This window comes from Buchnera aphidicola (Pemphigus immunis), assembly GCF_964059115.1.
Classification (GTDB): domain Bacteria; phylum Pseudomonadota; class Gammaproteobacteria; order Enterobacterales; family Enterobacteriaceae; genus Buchnera_C; species Buchnera_C aphidicola_C.
In genome coordinates, this window is record NZ_OZ060408.1 from 395,214 (window position 1) to 417,657 (window position 22,444).

General features: G+C 23.3%; 19 protein-coding genes and 5 tRNA genes. 14 read left to right on the plus strand and 10 right to left on the minus strand.

The features are described 5' to 3' along the window. Nucleotides 1–76: 76 nt before the first annotated feature. Entirely contained in the window at nucleotides 77–469 is a 393-nt protein-coding gene (rpsI, locus tag AB4W77_RS01680) for a 30S ribosomal protein S9 (protein WP_367681289.1), read from the minus strand. A 17-nt stretch (nucleotides 470–486) separates the two neighbouring features. Then, the gene (rplM, locus tag AB4W77_RS01685) at nucleotides 487–915 is read right to left on the minus strand and encodes a 50S ribosomal protein L13 (protein WP_367681290.1); all 429 of its coding nucleotides are present in this window, start codon (nucleotides 913–915) and stop codon (nucleotides 487–489) included. Nucleotides 916–1,479: 564 nt separating this feature from the next. On the opposite strand from rplM, the gene AB4W77_RS01690 reads away from it, so the two are divergent. The 6 genes from AB4W77_RS01690 (at nucleotide 1,480) to rplS (ending at nucleotide 6,286) form a co-directional block, all read left to right on the plus strand. Continuing rightward, entirely contained in the window at nucleotides 1,480–2,622 is a 1,143-nt protein-coding gene (locus tag AB4W77_RS01690) for a prephenate dehydratase domain-containing protein (RefSeq protein WP_367681291.1), read from the plus strand. A gap of 242 nt (nucleotides 2,623–2,864) precedes the next feature. After that, nucleotides 2,865–4,223: a signal recognition particle protein gene (gene ffh / locus AB4W77_RS01695; protein WP_367681292.1), complete on the plus strand. Its 1,359-nt coding sequence runs from the start codon at nucleotides 2,865–2,867 to the stop codon at nucleotides 4,221–4,223. Between the two features lie 108 nt (nucleotides 4,224–4,331). Beyond that, nucleotides 4,332–4,592 (plus strand): 30S ribosomal protein S16, encoded by a 261-nt coding sequence (rpsP, locus tag AB4W77_RS01700; protein WP_367681293.1) that lies wholly within the window; start codon nucleotides 4,332–4,334, stop codon nucleotides 4,590–4,592. After that, nucleotides 4,585–5,136: a ribosome maturation factor RimM gene (gene rimM / locus AB4W77_RS01705; RefSeq protein WP_367681294.1), complete on the plus strand. Its 552-nt coding sequence runs from the start codon at nucleotides 4,585–4,587 to the stop codon at nucleotides 5,134–5,136. The genes rpsP and rimM overlap by 8 nt, the downstream gene beginning before the upstream one ends. Nucleotides 5,137–5,167: 31 nt before the next feature. Next, on the plus strand, nucleotides 5,168–5,914 hold the full coding sequence (gene trmD / locus AB4W77_RS01710) for a tRNA (guanosine(37)-N1)-methyltransferase TrmD (RefSeq protein ID WP_367681683.1): 747 nt from the start codon (nucleotides 5,168–5,170) through the stop codon (nucleotides 5,912–5,914). Nucleotides 5,915–5,941: 27 nt separating this feature from the next. Beyond that, entirely contained in the window at nucleotides 5,942–6,286 is a 345-nt protein-coding gene (rplS, locus tag AB4W77_RS01715) for a 50S ribosomal protein L19 (protein WP_367681295.1), read from the plus strand. Between the two features lie 126 nt (nucleotides 6,287–6,412). On the opposite strand, the gene tldD is transcribed toward rplS, so the two are convergent. After that, complete coding sequence (gene tldD, locus AB4W77_RS01720) at nucleotides 6,413–7,861, minus strand: metalloprotease TldD (RefSeq protein ID WP_367681296.1); 1,449 nt, start codon at nucleotides 7,859–7,861, stop codon at nucleotides 6,413–6,415. Nucleotides 7,862–8,231: 370 nt separating this feature from the next. On the opposite strand from tldD, the gene aroQ reads away from it, so the two are divergent. Continuing rightward, complete coding sequence (gene aroQ / locus AB4W77_RS01725) at nucleotides 8,232–8,696, plus strand: type II 3-dehydroquinate dehydratase (protein ID WP_367681297.1); 465 nt, start codon at nucleotides 8,232–8,234, stop codon at nucleotides 8,694–8,696. Between the two features lie 63 nt (nucleotides 8,697–8,759). On the opposite strand, the gene fis is transcribed toward aroQ, so the two are convergent. Together fis and rluD are read right to left on the minus strand one after the other, a co-directional pair. Then, nucleotides 8,760–9,056, minus strand: a complete 297-nt coding sequence (gene fis / locus AB4W77_RS01730) for a DNA-binding transcriptional regulator Fis (RefSeq protein ID WP_367681298.1) — start codon at nucleotides 9,054–9,056, stop codon at nucleotides 8,760–8,762. Nucleotides 9,057–9,225: 169 nt separating this feature from the next. After that, on the minus strand, nucleotides 9,226–10,173 hold the full coding sequence (gene rluD / locus AB4W77_RS01735; RefSeq protein WP_367681299.1) for a 23S rRNA pseudouridine(1911/1915/1917) synthase RluD: 948 nt from the start codon (nucleotides 10,171–10,173) through the stop codon (nucleotides 9,226–9,228). Nucleotides 10,174–10,574: 401 nt separating this feature from the next. Here rluD and alaS point away from each other — a divergent pair, with 401 nt between their 5' ends. The 5 genes from alaS to gshA all read left to right on the plus strand — a co-directional run bounded on the left by alaS (nucleotide 10,575) and on the right by gshA (nucleotide 15,633). Continuing rightward, entirely contained in the window at nucleotides 10,575–13,205 is a 2,631-nt protein-coding gene (gene alaS / locus AB4W77_RS01740; protein ID WP_367681300.1) for an alanine--tRNA ligase, read from the plus strand. A gap of 128 nt (nucleotides 13,206–13,333) precedes the next feature. Further along, the gene (csrA, locus tag AB4W77_RS01745) at nucleotides 13,334–13,519 is read left to right on the plus strand and encodes a carbon storage regulator CsrA (RefSeq protein ID WP_367681301.1); all 186 of its coding nucleotides are present in this window, start codon (nucleotides 13,334–13,336) and stop codon (nucleotides 13,517–13,519) included. A gap of 237 nt (nucleotides 13,520–13,756) precedes the next feature. After that, nucleotides 13,757–13,842: transfer RNA gene (locus tag AB4W77_RS01750), tRNA-Ser, on the plus strand. A 12-nt stretch (nucleotides 13,843–13,854) separates the two neighbouring features. Continuing rightward, nucleotides 13,855–13,928 (plus strand) — tRNA-Arg (locus AB4W77_RS01755). A 139-nt stretch (nucleotides 13,929–14,067) separates the two neighbouring features. After that, on the plus strand, nucleotides 14,068–15,633 hold the full coding sequence (gene gshA / locus AB4W77_RS01760; protein ID WP_367681302.1) for a glutamate--cysteine ligase: 1,566 nt from the start codon (nucleotides 14,068–14,070) through the stop codon (nucleotides 15,631–15,633). A gap of 778 nt (nucleotides 15,634–16,411) precedes the next feature. Here gshA and AB4W77_RS01765 read toward each other — a convergent pair. The 5 genes from AB4W77_RS01765 to AB4W77_RS01785 form a co-directional block, all read right to left on the minus strand. Next, nucleotides 16,412–17,023 carry a 5-formyltetrahydrofolate cyclo-ligase gene (locus AB4W77_RS01765; RefSeq protein WP_367681303.1) on the minus strand — a complete coding sequence of 204 codons (612 nt, stop codon included), beginning with the start codon at nucleotides 17,021–17,023 and terminating at the stop codon, nucleotides 16,412–16,414. Nucleotides 17,024–17,345: 322 nt separating this feature from the next. Further along, nucleotides 17,346–18,008: a ribose-5-phosphate isomerase RpiA gene (rpiA, locus tag AB4W77_RS01770; protein ID WP_367681684.1), complete on the minus strand. Its 663-nt coding sequence runs from the start codon at nucleotides 18,006–18,008 to the stop codon at nucleotides 17,346–17,348. 172 nt (nucleotides 18,009–18,180) lie between these two features. Beyond that, nucleotides 18,181–18,251: transfer RNA gene (locus AB4W77_RS01775), tRNA-Gln, on the minus strand. A gap of 41 nt (nucleotides 18,252–18,292) precedes the next feature. After that, nucleotides 18,293–18,374: transfer RNA gene (locus tag AB4W77_RS01780), tRNA-Leu, on the minus strand. Nucleotides 18,375–18,392: 18 nt separating this feature from the next. Then, nucleotides 18,393–18,466 (minus strand) — tRNA-Met (locus AB4W77_RS01785). A 297-nt stretch (nucleotides 18,467–18,763) separates the two neighbouring features. Between AB4W77_RS01785 and glnS the strand changes: the two genes are divergently transcribed. Both glnS and AB4W77_RS01795 read left to right on the plus strand, forming a co-directional pair. Further along, nucleotides 18,764–20,419: a glutamine--tRNA ligase gene (gene glnS, locus AB4W77_RS01790; protein WP_367681304.1), complete on the plus strand. Its 1,656-nt coding sequence runs from the start codon at nucleotides 18,764–18,766 to the stop codon at nucleotides 20,417–20,419. A gap of 371 nt (nucleotides 20,420–20,790) precedes the next feature. Then, entirely contained in the window at nucleotides 20,791–22,440 is a 1,650-nt protein-coding gene (locus AB4W77_RS01795; protein ID WP_367681305.1) for a CTP synthase, read from the plus strand. Nucleotides 22,441–22,444: the final 4 nt, after the last annotated feature.

A 22,444-nucleotide genomic window follows, 5' to 3' on the forward strand; every position in this document is an offset into this window, starting at 1 on the left:
TATAAAAATTTTTATTAAAAAAGAAACCCGGTAAAAATCTATTCCGGATTCCTCATAAAAAATCAACGATATCTTACTAACGCTTAGAAAATTGTGGACGCTTTCTTGATTTACGCAAACCTACTTTTTTGCGTTCTACTTGACGAGAATCACGTGTAACAAATCCAGCTTTTTTTAAATCAATTTTAAATAATGCATTATATTTAATTAAAGCTCGAGTAATTCCATGACGTACTGCACCAGCTTGTCCAGAAATTCCTCCTCCTTTTACAGTAATATGAAAATCAAATTTAGAAACCATATCTACTAATTCTAAGGGTTGGCGTACTATCATACACGCTGTTTCTCTACTAAAATAATCTTCTAACTGACACTTATTAATAAATATTTTACCAACACCGAACTTCATAAAAACTCGAGCAGAAGATCTTTTTCTACGACCTGTCCCATAACCTTGAATTACTGTCATTATTATATAAACCTAATTTAAATATTTAAAAACTGTGGATTTTGTGCTGCATGATTATGATTATTACCAGCATAAACTTTCAACTTTTTAAACATCATACGACCTAATGGACCTCTTGGAAGCATACCTTTTACAGCTATTTCAATAATACGTTCTGGAGATTTTTGTATCATTTCCTTAAAAGAAAAACTTTTAATTCCCCCTATATAACCTGTATGATGATAATAAATTTTATTATTTTCTTTTTTTCCAGAAACTAAAATGTTTTTAGCATTTAAAACAATTAGATAATCACCGACATCAACATGTGGCGTATATTCTACTTTATGTTTTCCTCGCAAGTACTTAGACAACTCGGTTGCTAGTCTACCTAATATTTTCCCTGTAGCATCTATTACATACCAATTTTTTTTTACATTACTTGATTTAGCTGAAAAAGTTTTCATCTAAAAACCACCTAAAAAATAAAATTAATCTTATACAATCATTTATAAAAATTAAAATAATGTCAAAAAAATAGCTTTATATAATTAAAAATAAAAATACTAAAAATTTATAAATTAGATAATATTTATCAATACTGTCAAATAAAAACAAAATACTTTATGTTTGACAAAATTAATTCATTACTTTAATATTATTAAATGAAATTTATAAATTATTTTTTTAAAATAATAAAATAAATTAATATACCTTATATAACATTATTCATATAAAATATTAGCATTTTTAATAAAATAAAACAATCTTATATCTATGTCTTACGTTAATACAAAATTTATTTTTATTTAAAACAATTTAAAATTAAAATTTTATATTTCGTATAATAATGATTTATTTTTTTAATTTAGTAAATAAATATTTAAAAATTTTATAAAAATTATTTTAAATATATTTATATATATAAATATATAGAAACCTTTTTTTAAATTTTAATAAAAATATAACATATTACTTAAAACTTATTCTTCTGAAATCAAATTTATTAAATATTTGATAAGTAGCCAATTATGATTTATAAAAATCACTTACTTTATTTACGTAATAAAATTAATTTAATTGATCAAAAATTAATAAAAAATTTTTCCAAAAGACAATCAATTATTAAAAAAATAGCAATAGAGAAAAATAACACTTCTCAACCTATTAGAGATGTAACACGTGAAAAATTACTATTAAAAGAAGTAACTAATTTAGGAAAAAAATTAAATCTTAATACCAATTTTATAAAAAATATATTTACACTTATAATAGAATATTCAGTATCAACTCAAACAAAAATACTAGAAAAAAAAAATAATTTTTTTCCTACCGTGTTTTCCTTTCTTGGACCTAAAGGTTCTTATTCCCATATCGCAGTTACGAACTGCAAAAAAATTTATAAAAAAATAAAAGAAAAAGCATATTCTTCTTTCACAGAAATTATTGAATCTGTAGAAAATAAAAAATCTAATTTTGCTATATTACCTATAGAAAACACTTCTTCAGGTCCTATTAATGAAGTTTATGATATATTGAAAAACACCAGTCTATCTATTGTCGGAGAAACTTATATCCCTATTAATCATTGTTTATTAGCTATACCTAATACCAATTTAAAAAATATAGAAAAAATTTATAGTCATGCACAACCTTTCCAGCAATGTAGTAACTTTATGAAAAAATTTCCTAATTGGAAAATAAGACATACATCAAGTTCAGCTAATGCTATTCAATATGTAGCCAAAACAAGAAAAAAAAATATTGCTGCTTTAGGTAGCGAAATTGGAGGAAAATATTATAAATTGCAGGTTTTATTAAAAAATATATCTAATCAAAAAAATAATATAACTCGTTTTCTAATATTAGGTCATAGCCCAATAAACATATTGGAAAAAAAACCTATAAAAACCACATTATTATTAACAATAGGAAAAAAAATAGAATCTCTACTAGAAATATTATCAATATTAAAAGAACATAATTTAATTATGACAAAATTAGAATCTAGACCGATGTATGATCATCCGTGGGAAGAAATATTTTATATAGATATTCTAATGCATAAAAAATCATCTCTTACAGACAGTGCACTAACTAAATTAAATAATATAACTAAATCTTTAAAAATATTAGGATATTACCAAAACATATCTTCAAATATTAATATATAATAAAATGATATAACTCTATATTAAAATTACATAATTACAATAGAGTTATATTATTAATAAAATATAAAAATATCACTAAAACAAAAATTTTTATACATAAAAAACTAATTTATATTATTATTTTCATTTTAATAATATAAGATTATAGATTCCATTTTTAAATATATACAATTTAATCTTTAAATTTTATTTATATAGAATAAAATTAATCTTTTATTGTTACTTAATAATAGAGAAAAATTATGTTTGATAATCTAACTAAACGTATATCAGAAACTTTAAATAAAATTTATAACAAAGGAAGATTAACAGAAAATAATATTTCTGCAACATTACGTGAAGTAAGAATTTCTTTGTTAGAAGCAGATGTTGCTTTACCTGTAATAAAACAATTTATACATCATGTGAAAAAAAAATCATTAGGAAATGAAATTAATAACACTTTAACTCCAGGACAAACATTTATAAAAATTATTAAAAAAGAACTAATATTAATTATGGGAGAACAAAATAATACTCTAAATCTCAATGTATCTCCACCTGCAGTAATATTAATAGTAGGTATGCAAGGATCTGGAAAAACCACTAATTTAGTAAAATTAGCAAAATTATTAAAAGAAACAAAAAGAAAAAAAATATTAATGGTTTCCACAGATATTTATCGACCTGCAGCTATTAAACAATTAGAAATTTTATCATCAGAAGTTAATATCGATTTTTTCCCATCAGATTCTAATCAAAAACCTATAGAAATTGCTAATAAAGCATTAGAATACGCAAAAATAAAATTTTATGACATATTACTAATTGATACAGCAGGTAGACTTCATGTTGAAAAAAAAATGATGAATGAAATCAAAGAAATACATGATAATATAAAACCAATAGAAACATTACTGATTATTGATGCCATGATAGGTCAAGACAGTATCAATATACTGCCAGTATTTAATAATATTATACCTATATCAGGTATAATTTTAACTAAAATGGACAGTGATACTAGAGGAGGAGTAGCATTATCAATACGATTTATTACCGGAAAACCAGTTAAATTTATGGGAACAGGAGAAAAATTAAATGCTATAGAACCATTTTATCCAGATAGAATTGCATCTCGTATCCTTGGTATGGGAGACATGTTGTCTCTTATAGAAAATATTGAAGCATATACAAAAAAAAGAAAATCTGAAAAATTAAAAAATAAACTTAAAAACAAAAATAAATTTGATTTAAATGATTTTTTAATACACATTAAACAAATGCAAAATATGGGAGGTGTTTCAACTTTAATTGAAAAATTACCTAAAAATCAAATAAAATTAAATCATTTACAATCCTTTATTAATGATAAAATTTTAGTTAAATTTGAAGCAATTATTAATTCAATGACAAAAAAAGAAAGAAAAACACCAGAAATTATCAAAGGATCACAAAAACGTCGTATTGCTTCCGGATCTGGTGTAAATATACAAGATATCAATAAGTTACTAAAACAATTTAATGATCTAAAAAAAATAATGACAAAAATAAAAAAATGGAATATAAAAACAGTAATAAGTCAAATTAAAAATATTATTCCCAAAAATATGTTTAACTAGTAAAATAGTTAAATTAATTAATAAATGTATATTTTAATCATTTGACTTTAATGTAGATAAAAATACATAAATATTGAATATATACTATTTTATAAAAGAAGGATTTATATGTTAAAAATACGTTTAGCTCGTCATGGTTCAAAAAAACGTCCTTTTTACCAAATTGTTGTATCCGATAGCCGTTTTCCAAGAAATGGACGATTTATTGAAAAAATTGGATTTTTTAATCCTATTGCTTCTTCTAAAGATAAAAAAATATATATTAATATGGAAAAAATACAATATTGGACCGGTCAAGGAGCTGCTGTTTCTAAAAGAGCCAATTACTTAATCAAAGAAAATAAAAAACTACTGAAATCTAATGTTTAATATATATAAAACAAGTAATAAACCCAACGATCCCTTTATAATAGGTAAAATAGGATCAGCTCACGGTATTTTAGGTATGGTTAAATTATTTTCTTTTACTGAAAATAAAAACGATATTTTTAAATACTATCCCTGGTTTACTAAAAAAGAAAATCAATGGATCATTTTAGATTTAGAATATAAAAAAAATAATAAAAATTTTTTTTTAATAAAAATAAAAAACATAAAAAATAGAAATCAAGCTAAAGAATTAACTCACTGTCATATTATAATAGAAAAAAAAACACTTCCAATATTAAAAAAAAATGAATACTATTGGAATGATTTGATTAATTTTAAAATTATATCTGACACTGGTAGTTATTTAGGTAAAATAGATAAATTTTTACAAACTAAATCAAATGATATATTGGTAATAAAAAATTACGGGAAAAATATGGGAAAACAAGAAATACTAATACCCTTTATAGAAAATGAAGTTATAAAAAATGTCGATATTATCAATAAAACTATAACGGTACATTGGAATCCTATATTTGAATAAAAAATTATTAAATAAACCACATAAAACTTTAATTGAATTTAATATAGTTAGTATATTCCCAGAAATGTTTAATGCAATTAAAAATTATGGAATTATTAGCAAAGCAATTAAAAAAAATATTATCAAAATTACAATATGGAATCCTCGTGACTATACATCTGATAAACATCATACAATAGATGATCGTCCTTATGGAGGAGGATCAGGGATGTTAATGAAAGTTAAACCTTTGCTTATGGCTATTGAACATGCAAAAAAGAAAATAAAAAATAATTCCAAAATTATTTATCTTTCTCCTCAAGGAAAAAAATTAAATCAAAAATATGTTGAAAAAATGTCTAAAATATCCAGTTTTATTTTAATATGTGGAAGATATAAAGGCATAGATGAAAGATTAATTTTTAGTTCAATTGACGAAGAGTGGTCTATTGGAGATTATATAACCAGTGGCGGAGAACTTCCAGCTATGATATTTATAGATACTTTGTCAAGATTAATTCCAGATTTAATAGGAAAAAAAAAATATATAGAAGAAGATTCTTTTTATAATGGATTACTAGATTGTCCTCAATATACCAGACCTAATATTATTAATGGAATGCATGTTCCTAAAATATTATTGTCCGGTCATCACGCTAAAATAAAAAGATGGAAATTAAAACAATCTTTGGGTGTTACTTGGATAAAAAGACCTGATCTTTTAAAGATTATAGATCTATCTAAAGAACAAAAAATTCTGTTACACGAATTTAAAAAAGATTGGAAAAATAAAAAATAAAGATTAATTTAAAGGAATAACTAATTAATGAATATCATAAAAAAAATTGAAACAGAACAAATGAAAAAAAATATACCTTTTTTTCGACCTGGAGATACCTTAGAAATACAAGTTTGGGTTGTAGAAGGTTCAAAAAAAAGAATTCAATCTTTTGAAGGAGTAGTAATTGCCATCCGAAACAAAAATTTACATTCTGCTGTAACAATAAGAAAAATTTCTAATGGAGAAGGAATAGAACGAGTATTTCAAATATATTCTCCTTTAATTGATAAAATATTAGTTAAAAGACGAGGAGATGTAAGAAAATCTAAATTATACTATTTAAGATACAGAAAAGGTAAATCAGCACGAATTAAAGAAAAAATAAATTAACCAATTTATGTACTATCAAATAAAAATATCATGCAGTCACATGTGAATATTTGACTGCATAATTTTTATTCTAAAAAATGATTAGTAAACATTGATTCCCATCATAAAAAATGCAAATACAATTATTTAATTAGTACCACCTACCGTTAAACTATCTAATTTTATAGTAGGTTGACCTACACCTACAGGTACGCTTTGTCCATCTTTTACACAAATACCAAGACCTTTATCCATAGATAAATCATTTCCTACCATAGAAATTTTATTCATACTATCTAATCCTGATCCTATTAACATTACTTTTTTTATTGGTTTAGTTATTTTCCCTTTTTCTATTAAATATGCTTCTGAAGTAAAAAAAACAAATTTACCAGAAGTAATATCTACTTGTCCCCCTCCAAAATTTGAAGCAAATATTCCATATTTTACACTATTGATAATATCATTAGGTTCAGATTTACCTGGTAACATATAAGTATTAGTCATTCTTGGCATCGGTAAATGAGCGTAAGATTCTCTTCTTCCATTCCCAGTTGGTTGTACACCCATTAAATTAGCATGTAATTTATCTTGCATATACCCTTTGAGAATGCCTTGCTCAATTAAAATATTATATTTACCGGGAATACCTTCATCATCTATATTTAAAGAACCTCTTCTATACTGTATCATTCCGTTATCGACTATTGTGCATAAATTAGATGTAACTTTCTCTCCAATCTTACCTGTAAAAACAGATGTTCCTTTATAGTTAAAATCACCTTCTAATCCATGACCAACAGCTTCATGTAATAATACTCCTGGCCAACCTGGTCCAAGTACTACAGGAAAACTACCTGAAGGAGCTTCTTTTGCAAATAAGTTTAATAAAGCTATTCTTATTGCTTCTCTGACTAAATATTCAAGATAAACAACACCAGAAGAATGTTGTCTTAAAAAATAATTGTAATCTTTACGAATTCCTCCTCCACTGGTACCTCTTTCTCTTTTACCTTTTTCTTCTACTATCACAGTAATAGAAATATGCACTAAAGGTCGAATATCTGCTTCTAAAATTCCATCAGTTGCTGCAATTAAAATTTGTTCATACTGACCATTTAAAACAGAATTAACTTTAATAACTCTTTGATCTAAATTTCGAGCTGTTTTATCTATAAAATACAACATTTCAATCTTTTCTTGATCAGAAAAGCTATCTAAAGGGTTTTTAAAATCATATAAAATTTTATTTTTTAATTTAGATAAATTCTTTATTTTTCTACCAGAATGGTTCTTAGCAATATCTTTAACTAAAATTACACTATTTTTTAATTCTTTTAATGTTATTTGATTAGTATAAGAAAAACCAGTCGTTTTTCCAGAAATTACTCTCACCCCAATTCCTTGATCAATATCGTGAATACCTTCTTTAACAATTTTATCTTCTAATATCCATGATTCATGAAAAATAGACTGAAAATATAAATCTGCATAATTAATATCTTTTTTAGATAAATCACTTAAAATTAAATCAATATCTTGTTTATTTATATTATTTAATAATAATAATTTTTCTGTTACTAAATCAAGTATCATTGTAACTCACTTATTGTAATTAATAATTATTCAATAATTACATTTGTTAAAAATAAATTATTCACATGAAATTTTTATAATCTATATTATAACTCTTTCAAAAAATTAAGACACATATTTTATATATGTACCTTCTTTAAATAAAGATTATTTTATATTATTATAAACTATAAAAAAATTTATCATTTTTATAAAATAAAATATATAGATATTATTTCGTTTTTTTAAAAAAACGATCTATAAAAATAGATATACTGACATATATAAACATATAATATTAATTTTTTTTAATAAAAAATATTAATATGATAAACTTATAAATATAAAAATAAATTTTATTAAAAATTAATCTTTAAAAGAAAATATTACTATGAATAATAAATTTAACATTTTATTACTAAATGGACCCAATCTCAATTTATTAGGAATCCGAGAACCTAATATTTACGGTGCAAAAACATTATCAGAATTACTAATACAATTAAACGAAAAAGCTAAAAAATTAAATGTAAAATTAGATCATTTACAATCTAATGCTGAACATATTTTAGTCGAACGTATTCATCAAGCAAAAGATAATATTGATTATATTATAATTAATCCTGCATCATTTACACATACCAGTATATCTTTACGTGACGCTCTTTTATCCGTAAATATACCTTTTATTGAAGTTCATATTTCTAATATTTTTGCAAGAGAACAATTTAGATCTACTTCATGGTTTTCTGATATTTCTGAAGGAGTTATTTGTGGATTTGGATTAGATGGTTATTTTTGGTCTTTAAAAAGTGCTGTTAAAAAATTAACATATAAACTTTTAACAAAAAATTAAAAAATAAATTATAATATTTCCTTTGCACTCTCTCTTCCTTTTAGAAAGTGCAATACATATATTTTAATTCATACCGTATTTTTTTAATTTTTTGCGTAATGTACCTCTATTAATCCCCATTATTGATGCTGCTCTAGTTTGATTCCCTCGGGTATACTGCATTACTATATCTAATAATGGTTGTTCTATTTCAACTAAGACTAATTCATATAAATTAGTTACATCTTTATTATGAAATTGTAAAAAATAATTCTTTAAAGCTTGTTTTACTGACGTTCGTAAAGGTTTTTTAACAACTTGATTATTGGAATTGATAATAGAAACCGTCAATAAATCAGCAAGTATAGGTTGTTCTAACATAGTAAAATTATCTCTTTTGTTAACTTAAATTAATTTTAAATCAATGAAAATATTCTTAAATTACTATTTAAAATTTACATTTATCGGATAGTAAATTAATAAATGTGATATAATAATCATGTTAAATAAAATAAAAATGTTTATTTATTATTTAATTATTTTAATATAATTAATTTTTTTTTAAAATGTTAATTAATTTTTGCATATCATTAGGAAGAAATATGTTAAATTCCATTAAGTTATTTTTTTTAGGATGAATAAATCGTAATTTACTAGCATGTAATGCTGGTCTAGAAAAAAAATTTATTTTTTTTAAAACTGTTATAGACATACCTTTAGGTTTAATACATGTACCATGATAAACAGGATCTCCTAATATAGGGTATCTAATATGCAGCATATGTACACGAATTTGATGTGTTCTCCCAGTTTCTAAATTAATTCTTAAATGAGTATGATATTTAAAACGTTCAATGATACGGAAATGTGTTATAGCTTTCTTACCGATAGAACTCACACACATTTTGGTTCTATATTTCATATGACGACCTATCGGTTGTTCTACTGTTCCACCTGAAATGACATTTCCAACAACTATAGCTTCGTATTCACGAAAAATTGATCTATTTTTTAAATTTTCTATTAAAATCTCATAAGAAACAATATTTTTTGCAATTAACATTAAACCGGTTGTATTTTTATCTAATCTATGAATAATTCCTGCTCTAGGAATCTTATAAAATAAATTATCTTTATATAATAAAGCATTTAAAATAGTTCCGTTAATATTTCCAGCACCAGGATGAACAACAAAATTAATCGGTTTATTAATTACTAATATATCATCATCTTCGTATACAATATTTAAAAAAATATTTTCAGCAAAACTACATTTTTTTTCGGAAATTGAATTAACTACTATAATATCTCCTGAATTAACAAAAGTATTAGGCTTTTTTATTATATTGCCATTAACATTCACTTGTTTATTTAATATCCATTTTTTTAAAGTAGTTCGCGAACATTGATGCAAAATCTTTGCTAAAACTTGATCTAAACGTTTATTTATTCCATAAAATTTTGGTATTTTTAATGATATTCTTTCTTTTTTAATCATAAATAACCTTGAAAATATTTCTAATTGACTAACAATATTTTATTCAATAAAAAAATATTTACTTTTTTTATATAAAAAATTTATTATTTAATAATACATTCTAACTCTACATAAAACGAATTTAATTAAAATCAATACCTTATACTTATAATCTATAATTAATATATGATATATAAAACATAAAAAATGAAAATAATTGTCATTTACAATTTTAAAATTAATGAATGTTAAAATAAAAAATATTTAATTTAATATCTAACTAATTATCTATTTAATAAATTAATAAACAATACTAATATTTTTAGTAAAAATAAAATTAATTTAAAATCATAATTTTATTAACAATTTAAAATTTTTATAAAAAAATAAAAATATTAAATATCTACACTAAATTGAATCATATGAATAAAAAAACTATAAAAATACGTAATCAATTCCTAGAATTTTTTCGCAAAAAAAAACATAAAATAATACAAGGTAGTTCTTTAATACCTAAAAACGATACATCAATTTTATTTACTAATGCAGGAATGAATCAATTTAAAAATATTTTTTTAGGACAAGATAAATCTTATCAATATTCTAAAATTGCTACTGCTCAATATTGTCTTAGAACTGGAGGAAAACATAATGATTTAGAAAATGTAGGATATAGTAACTATCATCATACTTTTTTCGAAATGTTAGGTAACTTTAGTTTTGGAAGTTATTTTAAAAAAAAAGCTATTCTGTACTCTTGGGAATTATTAACATCTAAAAAATGGTTTTCATTACCAAAAGAAAATTTTTTAATAACTGTTTATGAAACAGACGAAGAAACATATGATATCTGGGCAAATATAATAGGTATTCCTCCTGATCGCATTGTACTAATTGGTAACAAAACAGAAAATTCTGATATTTCAGACAATTTTTGGCAAATGGGAGATACAGGTCCATGTGGTCCTTGCACTGAGATATTTTATAATCTTAAAAATAATAAATGCAACAAACAAATTAAAAATTTTAGAAAAAAAATAAATGATTTTATTGAAATATGGAATATTGTTTTTATGCAATTTAATCGTATTAATGACGGTTCACTTGTAAAATTACCTAATCCATCAGTCGATACTGGAATGGGATTAGAACGTATTTCTGCTATTATGCACAATGTTTCTTCTAATTATGAAATTGATATATTCCAAATATTAATAAATGATATAGCTAAAATAAGTAACACTACTGATTTAAAAAATAAATCCTTATATGTTATTGCAGATCATATTCGTGCTTCATATTTTATGATAGTAGAAAATATTTTACCTTCTAATGAAAATAGAGGTTATGTATTACGTCGTATTATTCGACGAGCTATAAGACATGGATACTTATTAGGAGTAAAAAATATATTTCTCTATAAATTAGTATCCAGTGTCAATAAATCAATGAATATTAATAATTCTTATCTTTTAAATAAAAAAGAATACATTGAAAATATATTAAAAAAAGAAGAAATCCAATTTCGTTCTACTCTTAATCATGGTTTAAAACTTCTTCATTCGAAAATTAAAAAAACAATTAACCATACACTTGATAGCGAAATAACATTTTATTTATATGATACTTTTGGTTTTCCTTTCGATTTAACAAAAGAAATTTGTCGTGAACATAATATTAACGTAGATCGTTTAAGTTTTGAAAAACATATGGAAAAACAAAAAAATAGATCTAGAGAAAAAAAAATATTTAATCAAAATTATATTATGATGCATAATACAGAAAATATATCTATATTTATAGGATATAACACATATAAAACAGAATCTATTATAAAAAATATTATTAAAAATAAAACATCAGAACAATTTATATCATCAGGAGAACAAGGAATTCTTTTACTAAATAAAACACCTTTTTATCCAGAATCAGGAGGACAAATAGGAGATATTGGAATTATTTACAACAATGAAGGGAAATTTAAAGTAAAAAATACGGAAAAAAATGGGAACATGATTCTTCACTTTGGAATAGTCGAAAAAGGTATTTTACACATCGAACAAAAAGTTTTTTCTGAAATTGATGAACAATACCGTTTCGATATTCAGAAAAATCATTCAGCCACACATTTACTTAATTCAGCTTTACATAAAACGTTAGGTGATCATGTTTATCAAAATGGTTCTTTAGTAACTGCTGATTGGATTAGATTTGATTTTTTTCATAATATGCCTATTCCATTAAAAAAAATTCAAGAAATAGAAAAATTAATTAATAAAAATATTTCCAAAAATATTCTTATAACAACAAAAATAATAAATTTTAAAAATATAAAAGAAAAAAATATAATTTTCTTATCGCACAAAAAATACGAAAAACACGTAAGAGTTGTTTCTATTGACCATTATTCTAATGAACTATGTAAAGGCACTCATACTGAAAGAACTGGTGATATTGGTTTTTTTAAAATTACGTCTGTACGTAAAATAGCATCTAATACATACCGTATAGAAGCAAAAACCGGTAAAAATGCATTACATTTAATACACTCTCAAGAAAAAAAAGTTCTTGAAATTTGTTCAAATTTAAAAACTAATCCCAATAATTTAAAAAAAACTTTAGAAAAAATTATTATAAAACAAAAAAATTTAGAAAAAGATATATCTAAATTAAAAGAAAAAAATATTACTAATATAATAGCAAAACTAAACAAAAACAAAATTAAAATAAAAAATATAATATTATTGATAAATACATTACAAGATCAAGATCCCAAAACACTTCGTAATATAATGGATATATTAAAAAATAAATTTAAAAAAGCAATAATAATTTTAGCAAATCTTATCAATAATAAAGTAACTTTAATTGTAGGTGTCACTAATAATTTGCATGAATTAATACAAGCTAATGATCTTATTAAAATAATATTAAAAAAAATAAATGGAAAAGGAGGAGGTAAACCAGATATTGCTGAAGGAGGAAGTACTTATATTCATAAATTACCAGAAGCATTAACAGAAATTAAATCATGGATTTACTCAATAATATAATATTATAAATATATGCTATTGATATTTTGTATTAACATAGCTTTACGATATGTATTTAACCCCGTATTATATAATATAAAACAGGAATCAAATAAGATAGATTCTCTCAATCGTTCAAGGAGCAAAGAATGCTTATTCTAACTCGTCGAGTTGGAGAAACACTCATTATCGGCGATGAAGTCACTGTAACAGTACTAGGAGTTAAAGGGAATCAAGTTCGAATTGGAGTAAATGCACCTAAAGAAGTTTCAGTACATCGTGAAGAAATTTATCAACGTATTCAGGCAGAAAAAAATAAAAAACCAGAATATTAATACAATTAATAGTGTATCTTGCTGTCTCTCAGCAAGATACACCATGATTTTCAATCATTAAACGTATTTTTTATTTATATAAAATGGAAAAATATTTTAGATTTATAATTTTACAAATAAATGTTTTTGCTAAAAAATATTTATTTGTTATAATTAAAAAATAAAAATTTTTTTATTATTAATTAATTTTGTTTTTTAATAACTAAAATTAACTTAAATTTATAAAAAATAAAGCAAGGTGAGATGGCCGAGTGGTTGAAGGCGCTCCCCTGCTAAGGGAGTATGTAAATACTGCATCGAGGGTTCGAATCCCTCTCTCACCAAAAAAAATATTTGCATCCGTAGCTCAGTTGGATAGAGCACTCGGCTACGAACCGAGAGGTCGAAGGTTCAAATCCTTCCGGATGCAAAAATAATAATTAAAATAATTACATTTTCTATCAAAATTTAATAAAATATAACCTTTCTATTTAATTCTTAATTAATTAAAATATTTTTATTTTTAGCAAAAATATAATTTTAAATATATTTAACACAAGGAGATAAAATTGATACCTGATATTTCTAATGCTCTTGATTGGTTAAAATATAATCCTAATATATTCAAAAATATTTCTAGAGGAATCGAACGAGAAACTTTACGAATCAACGAAAATGGATTTATGCCAAAAACAGACCACCCTTATTCTATGGGATCTGCTCTTACTCATAAATGGATTACTACTGATTTTGCGGAAATATTATTGGAATTCGTAACACCCAAAAGCAATGAGTTAAATTATTCATTATCTTTTTTAAAGGATCTTCATAAATTTACTTATCAAAAAATAAAAAAAGAATTACTATGGCCTTTTAGCTTACCCTACTTTATACACCCTAACAGTTCCGTAAAAATAGCTAAATATGGAGAATCTAATCTAGGAAAAATAAAAACACTTTATAGAAAAGGTTTAAAAAATCGCTATGGAGATTATATGAACATAATTTCGGGTGTTCATTATAATTTTTCATTACCTATTAATTTCTGGAAGAAATGGAAAAATATAAAAAATGTAAAAAATGGAAAAGATATTATTTCTGCTGAATATTTAAAATTAATACGAAATTATCATAAATTTGGCTGGATAATTCCTTATTTATTTGGTGCTTCTCCCGCAGTATATCCTTCTTTTATAAAAAATAAAAACTCTGATATTAAATTTAAAAAGAGCAAAAATGGGTTATTGTATTTACCATGGTCCACCTCTTTAAGACTTAGTTCAATAGGATACCAAAATGATTCTAAAAAAAAATTAAAAATAAATTTTAATTGTTTACAAAAATATACCAATTCTTTAAGGAAGGCTACCAACACTATTTCAGAAAAATTTAAAAAAATAGGATTAAAAGATAATTTAGGAAACTTAAAACAAATAAATACTAACCTATTACAAATGGAAAACGAATTTTATACACACATTAGACCTAAACAAAAAATAAAAAATGATGAATTTTTATCCGATGCTTTAGAAAAAAGAGGTATAAAATATCTTGAAATAAGATCACTTGATTTAAATCCATTTTCACCTATAGGAATCGATAAAAAACAAATATTATTTCTAGATTTATTTCTCATTTGGTGTGTATTAGCAGACGCGCCCAAAATGAACTATTCAGAATTAGAATTCTATAACAAAAATTGGAAAATAATTGCCCTAGAAGGAAGAAAACCAAATCAAAAAATAAATATTAACAATAAATATGAAAAAGAAACACTAATTAACATAAGCTCAAAAATATTTAAAAATTTATATAAAATAGCGGAATATTTAGATCAAAATTCTAAAAATGAATCTTATAGAAAAATTTGTAAAGAATTTGAAATGAATTTTAAACATCCAGAATTAACATATTCCAGTAAAATACTATCAGAAATATTAAAAAATGGAATAAAAAGAACAGGTTTAAATTTAGCAAAAAAATACAAAAAAAAATTTATTAAAGAAAAAATGAACATTCTAAATAACAAAATTTTATGTAAAGAATCTACTTTTTCTCATCAAAAACAAAAAACAATTGAAAAACAAGACAATTTAAGTTTTAATGAATACTTAAAAAAATATAATTCATGTTAATACTATTAACCTAAATTTATTTAAATAATTAAGAATTAAAATACTTCATTAGTACTATAAAAAATTACAATATTTTAAATAAAAATTTTCTAAATTTTTATTTCACTAATAGATAAAAAAATATAAAAAATTAAGTAATATAAACATATTTAGCATGAATAAAAAAACATACTATTAACATAAATTAATATAACTTAACATAATATCTTTGCCCCTTCCTAAAAATATAAATAAATCTTTTCTTTAAATGATTTTTTTATATTACCAAAAACATTCTCATTTAATGACATGAAAATATATATTTCAATAATGTAAAAAATATACACATATATAATACATTAAGTATTAATATGGTTATATATATCTTGAATTCTATTTCTAATTAATATCCTTATCCTCACATAATTTTAATAAAAAAATATTTTAAATATATTTTTCAATAAAATCATAAAAACATTCAGTAATAATTAATATATTTTTATAAAAAAATTTTTGAAAAAAATAATAAAATTAAATTTGAATCATTAATTAACAATAAATTATCAAAAATTATTTTTAACACCATATCCGTATATTCTTATAAATATATAATTTATACCATATATTATTAATCAACTAATTTCAAAAAAAATATATATAAAGAATTTAAATGTCAACTAGTAAATATTGATTAAATCAATCAAAAAATTATTTTATTTATTTTAAATTACATAAATAAATTTATATTTTTATATTACATATATTAAATATTTTATAATTAATTAAGTTTTTTACATGTTTATTTCCATAATGTTGTAGGAGTAATAATTACGGGAAGAGGAACATCCCAAGGAAAAATAGGAAAATTAGATACTAATTGAAAATTATAAGCCAAACCTATTGGAAGAAAATTATTTTTTTGCCAATCTTTTAAAATAAAATCATAAAATCCTCCTCCCATACCTAAACGATACCCTTTTTTATTAAATGCCACTAATGGAACAAAAATAATATCTAATTTATCGAGTAATATTTTACCATCAATAACATTTATTGGCTCAAAAAAATTTAATTTATTCAATTTTAATGATGTATTTTCGTTATATTTAACAAATAATAAATTTTTTACATTAAATTTATCTAATACTGGTAAATAAACGTTTATATTTTTTTCCCATAATTTTATTATTAATGATTCAGTACCTATTTCTCCATCAAACGATAAAAATAAAGCTACATTTTTTACTCTATTCATCATTTCATACTGAAAAATATGTTGAGCTATCTTTAGTGATGCTTTTTTCTTTTCGTAAGACATCAACCTATTACGAATGTTTCTAATATATAATCGTATATTTTGACGAATTAACATACTATACAACATACCATTTTTATTTAATGCAAAATACATAAAAAATTATTAATAATAATAAGTAATATTCATTTAAATAAATTAATTATTATAAAATATTTAATATCTAAATATAATTTAATTTATTTTTTAACTGTTTAATATTAATTTTATTTTTAATAATTAGTAAAAATTAATGTTTTATTAAATTTCAAATAAAAATTTATAATAGTAAAAAATCTAGATATAAATCATTCTGTAATATATAAAATAACGCTATATTGATTCTCAGTATCAACTAAAAAAATAGAATTATTTTTAACAAATACAATTAAATAAATTGCTTTTTTAGCATACATTTAAAAATAAATTACACACAAAACTACTTATTTTTTATCACATCTACACCAAATTTTGTACCCACTAATACAATGTCCGCGGTTCTTAATGTAAATAACCCTACAGTAACAACACCAGGTAAAGAATTAATTTTACTTTCCATAGCAATAGGATCATTTATCTTTAAATTATGAATATCAATAATTATATTACCATGATCTGTAACAACATTTTCCCTATATTTAGGAATACCCCCTAACTTTATTAATTCATTAGATACATAAGAATAAGCCATAGGAACAACTTCTACAGGAAGCGGGAAAGAACCCAAAGTTTTAACTTTTTTAGATTCATCAATTATGCAAATAAATGTATCAGCTACAGAGGAAATTATTTTTTCTTGGGTTAATGCCGCACCTCCTCCCTTAATCATGTACATATCAGGATTAATCTCATCAGCACCATCTACATATGTTTTTAAAAAATTTATTGCATTTAAATCATAAATAGGAATTCCAAACTGTCTTAAAATTTTAGTTGAATACAAAGAACTAGATACTGCTCCATCAATTAAATGTTTTATGGTTGATAATGCTTCAATAAAATAAGAAACTGTAGAACCAGTACCTACTCCAACCACGGTGCCAGGATAAATATACTTTAATGCTGACCATGCCACAGTTTTTTTTATTTTATTTAATTCAATCATAATACAATCCGTGCTTTATTTAAAGTTTTTAATATTAAAATACGCCAAAATCAAAAAATAAATTGATATATGTACAATATTTAATTTATTTTTATAAAATTTTAAAAAAAAATCACATAAATTTAATATTTTCCTTTAATAACACTTTCTTTTTAATATTTTAATAAACCTGGGGTACCTGGATTCGAACCAGGGATGCCGGTATCAAAAACCGGTGCCTTACCTCTTGGCTATACCCCAAAAAATAATTTAAAAATCACATTATCTTTAATTATAAATTATACGGAAGGCGAGATTTGAACTCGCAAACCTTTCGGTGCCAGAACCTAAATCTGGTGCGTCTACCAATTTCGCCACTCCCGCAAATATCTTAATAAATATTAGCTACGACGGGATTTGAACCCATGACCCCAGCGTTATGAGTGCTGTGCTCTAACCAACTGAGCTACGTAGCTTTTTTTATTCAACAATTAAATTATGCAAAATAAATTACTTATCGTCAATAAGTTTATATAAAAATATTTAAATAAACAAAAAAATACCTCTTCATAATGTATAATTTGACATAAAAATATATTATATATGTATATATATATAATTTAAAATTGACGATTAATTGACATCAATAAATAAACATAAAATCATATAATTTATAAAAAATATTTTCATCATTATTATTTAATATTAACAATAATTGATAACTAATTGTAAAATATACAATCTAATACATTTAGATACATATCAAGGTAAAAATGAAAGAATATACTTGTTCTAATTCTAATTTTATAAAAAAAATTATCGAAAAAGATTTAAAGAAAAAAAAGTATTTCTATTTACAAACACGATTTCCACCTGAACCAAATGGCTATCTTCATATTGGTCATGCAAAATCAATATGTTTAAATTTTGGACTAGCTGAATATTATAAAGGTAAATGTAATTTACGATTTGATGATACTAATCCTACAAAAGAAAATATAGAATACATTAATTCCATAAAAAAAGACATTCGATGGCTAGGTTTTCAATGGAATGGCGAAATTTTATATTCATCAAAATACTTTAATATATTAAACAAATATGCTATAGAATTAATTAAAAAAGGACTGGCTTATGTCGATCAATTAAATAAAGAAGAAATACGTCAATATAGAGGAACTTTAAAAGAACCAGGAATTAATAGTCCATATCGAAATCAAAGTATAACGGAAAATATATTACTATTTGAAAGAATGAAAAATGGTCATTTTGCAACAGGTACAGCATGTTTACGTGCAAAAATAGACATGAGTTCTCCCTTTATGATAATGAGAGATCCCGTTTTATATCGCATAATATTTTCTAACCATCATCAAACTAAAGATCAATGGTGTATATATCCAACATACGATTTTTCACATTGTATATCTGATTCTTTGGAAGGTATAACACATTCTATCTGTACTTTGGAATTTCAAGATAATCGAAGATTATACGACTGGATACTCGATAATATAACTATTACACATCGTCCTAGTCAATACGAGTACTCCAGATTAAATTTAGAATATACTATTCTATCTAAAAGAAAACTAAATATCCTTGTCAAGAAAAAAATAGTACATGGATGGGATGATCCAAGAATGCCAACTATTTCAGGGTTACGTCGTCGTGGATATACACCATCTTCAATACGTACATTCTGTCAAAAAATAGGTATTACTAAACAAGACAATTTAATAGAAACATCTTCTCTAGAATCATGTATACGAAATGAACTTAACAAAACAGCTCCTCGCAAAATAGCTGTACTAAATCCAATTAAAATACTTTTATCTAATGTACCTAATAATTATCAAGAAATTTTTACAGTTCCTAATCATCCTACTGATAATTATATGGGTTTTCGTTCTTTACCATTTACCAACGAATTATATATCGATTATTTTGATTTTCATGAAACCAATAAAAAAGATTACCGTGGATTAGTACTAGGTCAAGAAATAAGATTACGTTACGGTTATGTGATTAAAGCTATAAAAGTTAAAAAAGATATCGAAAATAATATTATCAATATTATATGTACCTGCGATTTTAATACTTTAGGAAAAAATCCGAAAAATAGAAAAATAAAAGGTGTCATCCATTGGTTATCTACTAAACATGCATTATCAGCAACCTTTCATTTATACAATAGATTATTTACTATAAAAAACCCAGAAAAAGAAAAAAATTTTTTAAATTACATAAATCCAAAATCATTTCTAATTAAAAAAGGATTTGTCGAATCAAATATAAAAAACAAAAACAATGATCAAGTTTATCAATTTGAAAGAGAAGGTTATTTTTGTATTGAAAAAAATAAAAATAATAGTAATTTAATCTTTAATCGAATAATACCTCTAAAGAATAAAAAAATACAAGATTAACAAAAATATCTATATTTATAAGTATTAGTTTGATGATTAATCATATTAATCAAACTAATACTTTAAAGTTAATAAAATTTAATAATTTTAAAATATATATAAAAATCATTATTCCCTATCAAACTTAAAACTGTTACACTCAATAAAATTTGTTTATAATTCGTAATATTTATTAAATATTATACCGATATAATTTCAAATTATATTTATTTTAAACACATATATATCATAAATACTTAATATAAAAAGTATTAATAAAATTTTTTATAAAAATAAATATAGAATATCTCTTATAAAATAAACAGTTTATAAAAACATCATATTATAATTTTCAGTATTTTTTCTATCAAAATTACACTCTGTGGTTAATTATGACTACAAATTATATCTTTGTAACTGGTGGAGTTGTTTCGTCTTTAGGTAAAGGTATCACAGCTGCTTCTTTAGGAGCTGTTCTAGAAGCTCGTAATCTTAATGTAACAATTATGAAATTAGATCCATACATAAATTTAGATCCAGGTACTATGAATCCAATGCAACATGGAGAAGTATTTGTTACCGCAGACGGAGCAGAAACTGATTTAGATTTAGGTCATTATGAGCGTTTTATTCACAATAAAATGACACGATATAATAATTTCACTACAGGTAGTATTTATGCTGAAGTATTAAGAAAAGAAAGAAAAGGAGATTATTTAGGAACTACTATTCAAGTAATACCTCATATTACTAATGAAATTAAAAAAAGAATTATCATGGGTGCAAAAGGATATAATATTGTTCTTGTGGAAATAGGAGGAACAGTAGGTGATATTGAATCACTCCCATTTTTAGAAGCTATTCGTCAAATGGCTGTCGATATAGGCAGAAAAAAAATTATATATATACATTTAACACTAATTCCATATATCGCTGCATCACGAGAAATAAAAACCAAACCCACTCAACATTCTGTAAAAGAATTATTATCTATTGGTATACAACCTGATATTCTTATTTGTCGTTCAGAATTTCCTATTTCGAAAAATGAAAAAGAAAAAATTGCTTTGTTTTGTAATGTTCCAGAAAAAGCGGTAATAGCATTACAAGATGTAAATTCTATTTATAAAATTCCTAAATTACTTAAATTGCAAAAAGTAGATAATTACATTTGCGAACAATTTAACATCCAAGCACCTGAAGCTAATTTATTAGAATGGGAAAAAGTAATACATGATGAAGAAAATTCTCTCGAAACTGTTACCATCGGTATGATAGGAAAATATGTTGAATTACCAGATGCGTATAAATCCGTCATGGAAGCTTTGAAACACGGAGGATTAAAATTACGTATTTCTGTAAAAATTAAATTAATTAACTCTCAACATATTGAAAAAAAAGGTGTAATTTTATTAAATTCACTCGATGGAATATTAATTCCTGGTGGATTTGGAAAAAGAGGAATAAAAGGAAAATTATTATCTGTACGTTATGCTCGCGAAAAAAAAATACCTTATTTTGGAATTTGTTTAGGTATGCAAATAGCAATAATAGAATTTGCTCGTCACGTAATAGGAATTAAAGACGCAAATTCTACAGAATTTGAGCCAAAATGTAAATATCCCATTATAAATTTAATAAAAAAATGTATTGATAAAAATAAAAAAAAAGAAACAAAAAATAAAAATGAAAACCTAGGTGGAACCATGAGACTAGGTGATCAAATATGCAATTTAAAATATAATAGCTTAGCTAGAAAATTATATAAAAAAAATAAAATTACAGAAAGACACCGACACAGATACGAAGTAGATAATATCTTATTAAAAAAAATAATAAAATCTGGATTAATAATTACTGGAAGATCAGAAAATAATCAATTAATAGAAATAATAGAATTATCTAATCATCCTTGGTTTATTGCTTGTCAATTTCATCCAGAATTTACTTCAACACCTAGATATGGTCATCCTTTATTTATAGGTTTTATAAAAGCAGCAAAAAAAAACAAAAAAAACAAAAAAATACCTAAAATTAATTAGTCTT

Coding starts and splice junctions, on each gene's coding strand:
- rpsI (WP_367681289.1), bottom strand. CDS start 469: ATGACAGTAATTCAAGGTTATGGGACAGGTCGTAGAAAAAGATCTTCT.
- rplM (WP_367681290.1), bottom strand. CDS start 915: ATGAAAACTTTTTCAGCTAAATCAAGTAATGTAAAAAAAAATTGGTAT.
- AB4W77_RS01690 (WP_367681291.1), top strand. CDS start 1,480: ATGATTTATAAAAATCACTTACTTTATTTACGTAATAAAATTAATTTA.
- ffh (WP_367681292.1), top strand. CDS start 2,865: ATGTTTGATAATCTAACTAAACGTATATCAGAAACTTTAAATAAAATT.
- rpsP (WP_367681293.1), top strand. CDS start 4,332: ATGTTAAAAATACGTTTAGCTCGTCATGGTTCAAAAAAACGTCCTTTT.
- rimM (WP_367681294.1), top strand. CDS start 4,585: ATGTTTAATATATATAAAACAAGTAATAAACCCAACGATCCCTTTATA.
- rplS (WP_367681295.1), top strand. CDS start 5,942: ATGAATATCATAAAAAAAATTGAAACAGAACAAATGAAAAAAAATATA.
- tldD (WP_367681296.1), bottom strand. CDS start 7,861: ATGATACTTGATTTAGTAACAGAAAAATTATTATTATTAAATAATATA.
- aroQ (WP_367681297.1), top strand. CDS start 8,232: ATGAATAATAAATTTAACATTTTATTACTAAATGGACCCAATCTCAAT.
- fis (WP_367681298.1), bottom strand. CDS start 9,056: ATGTTAGAACAACCTATACTTGCTGATTTATTGACGGTTTCTATTATC.
- rluD (WP_367681299.1), bottom strand. CDS start 10,173: ATGATTAAAAAAGAAAGAATATCATTAAAAATACCAAAATTTTATGGA.
- alaS (WP_367681300.1), top strand. CDS start 10,575: ATGAATAAAAAAACTATAAAAATACGTAATCAATTCCTAGAATTTTTT.
- csrA (WP_367681301.1), top strand. CDS start 13,334: ATGCTTATTCTAACTCGTCGAGTTGGAGAAACACTCATTATCGGCGAT.
- AB4W77_RS01765 (WP_367681303.1), bottom strand. CDS start 17,023: ATGTATTTTGCATTAAATAAAAATGGTATGTTGTATAGTATGTTAATT.
- glnS (WP_367681304.1), top strand. CDS start 18,764: ATGAAAGAATATACTTGTTCTAATTCTAATTTTATAAAAAAAATTATC.
- AB4W77_RS01795 (WP_367681305.1), top strand. CDS start 20,791: ATGACTACAAATTATATCTTTGTAACTGGTGGAGTTGTTTCGTCTTTA.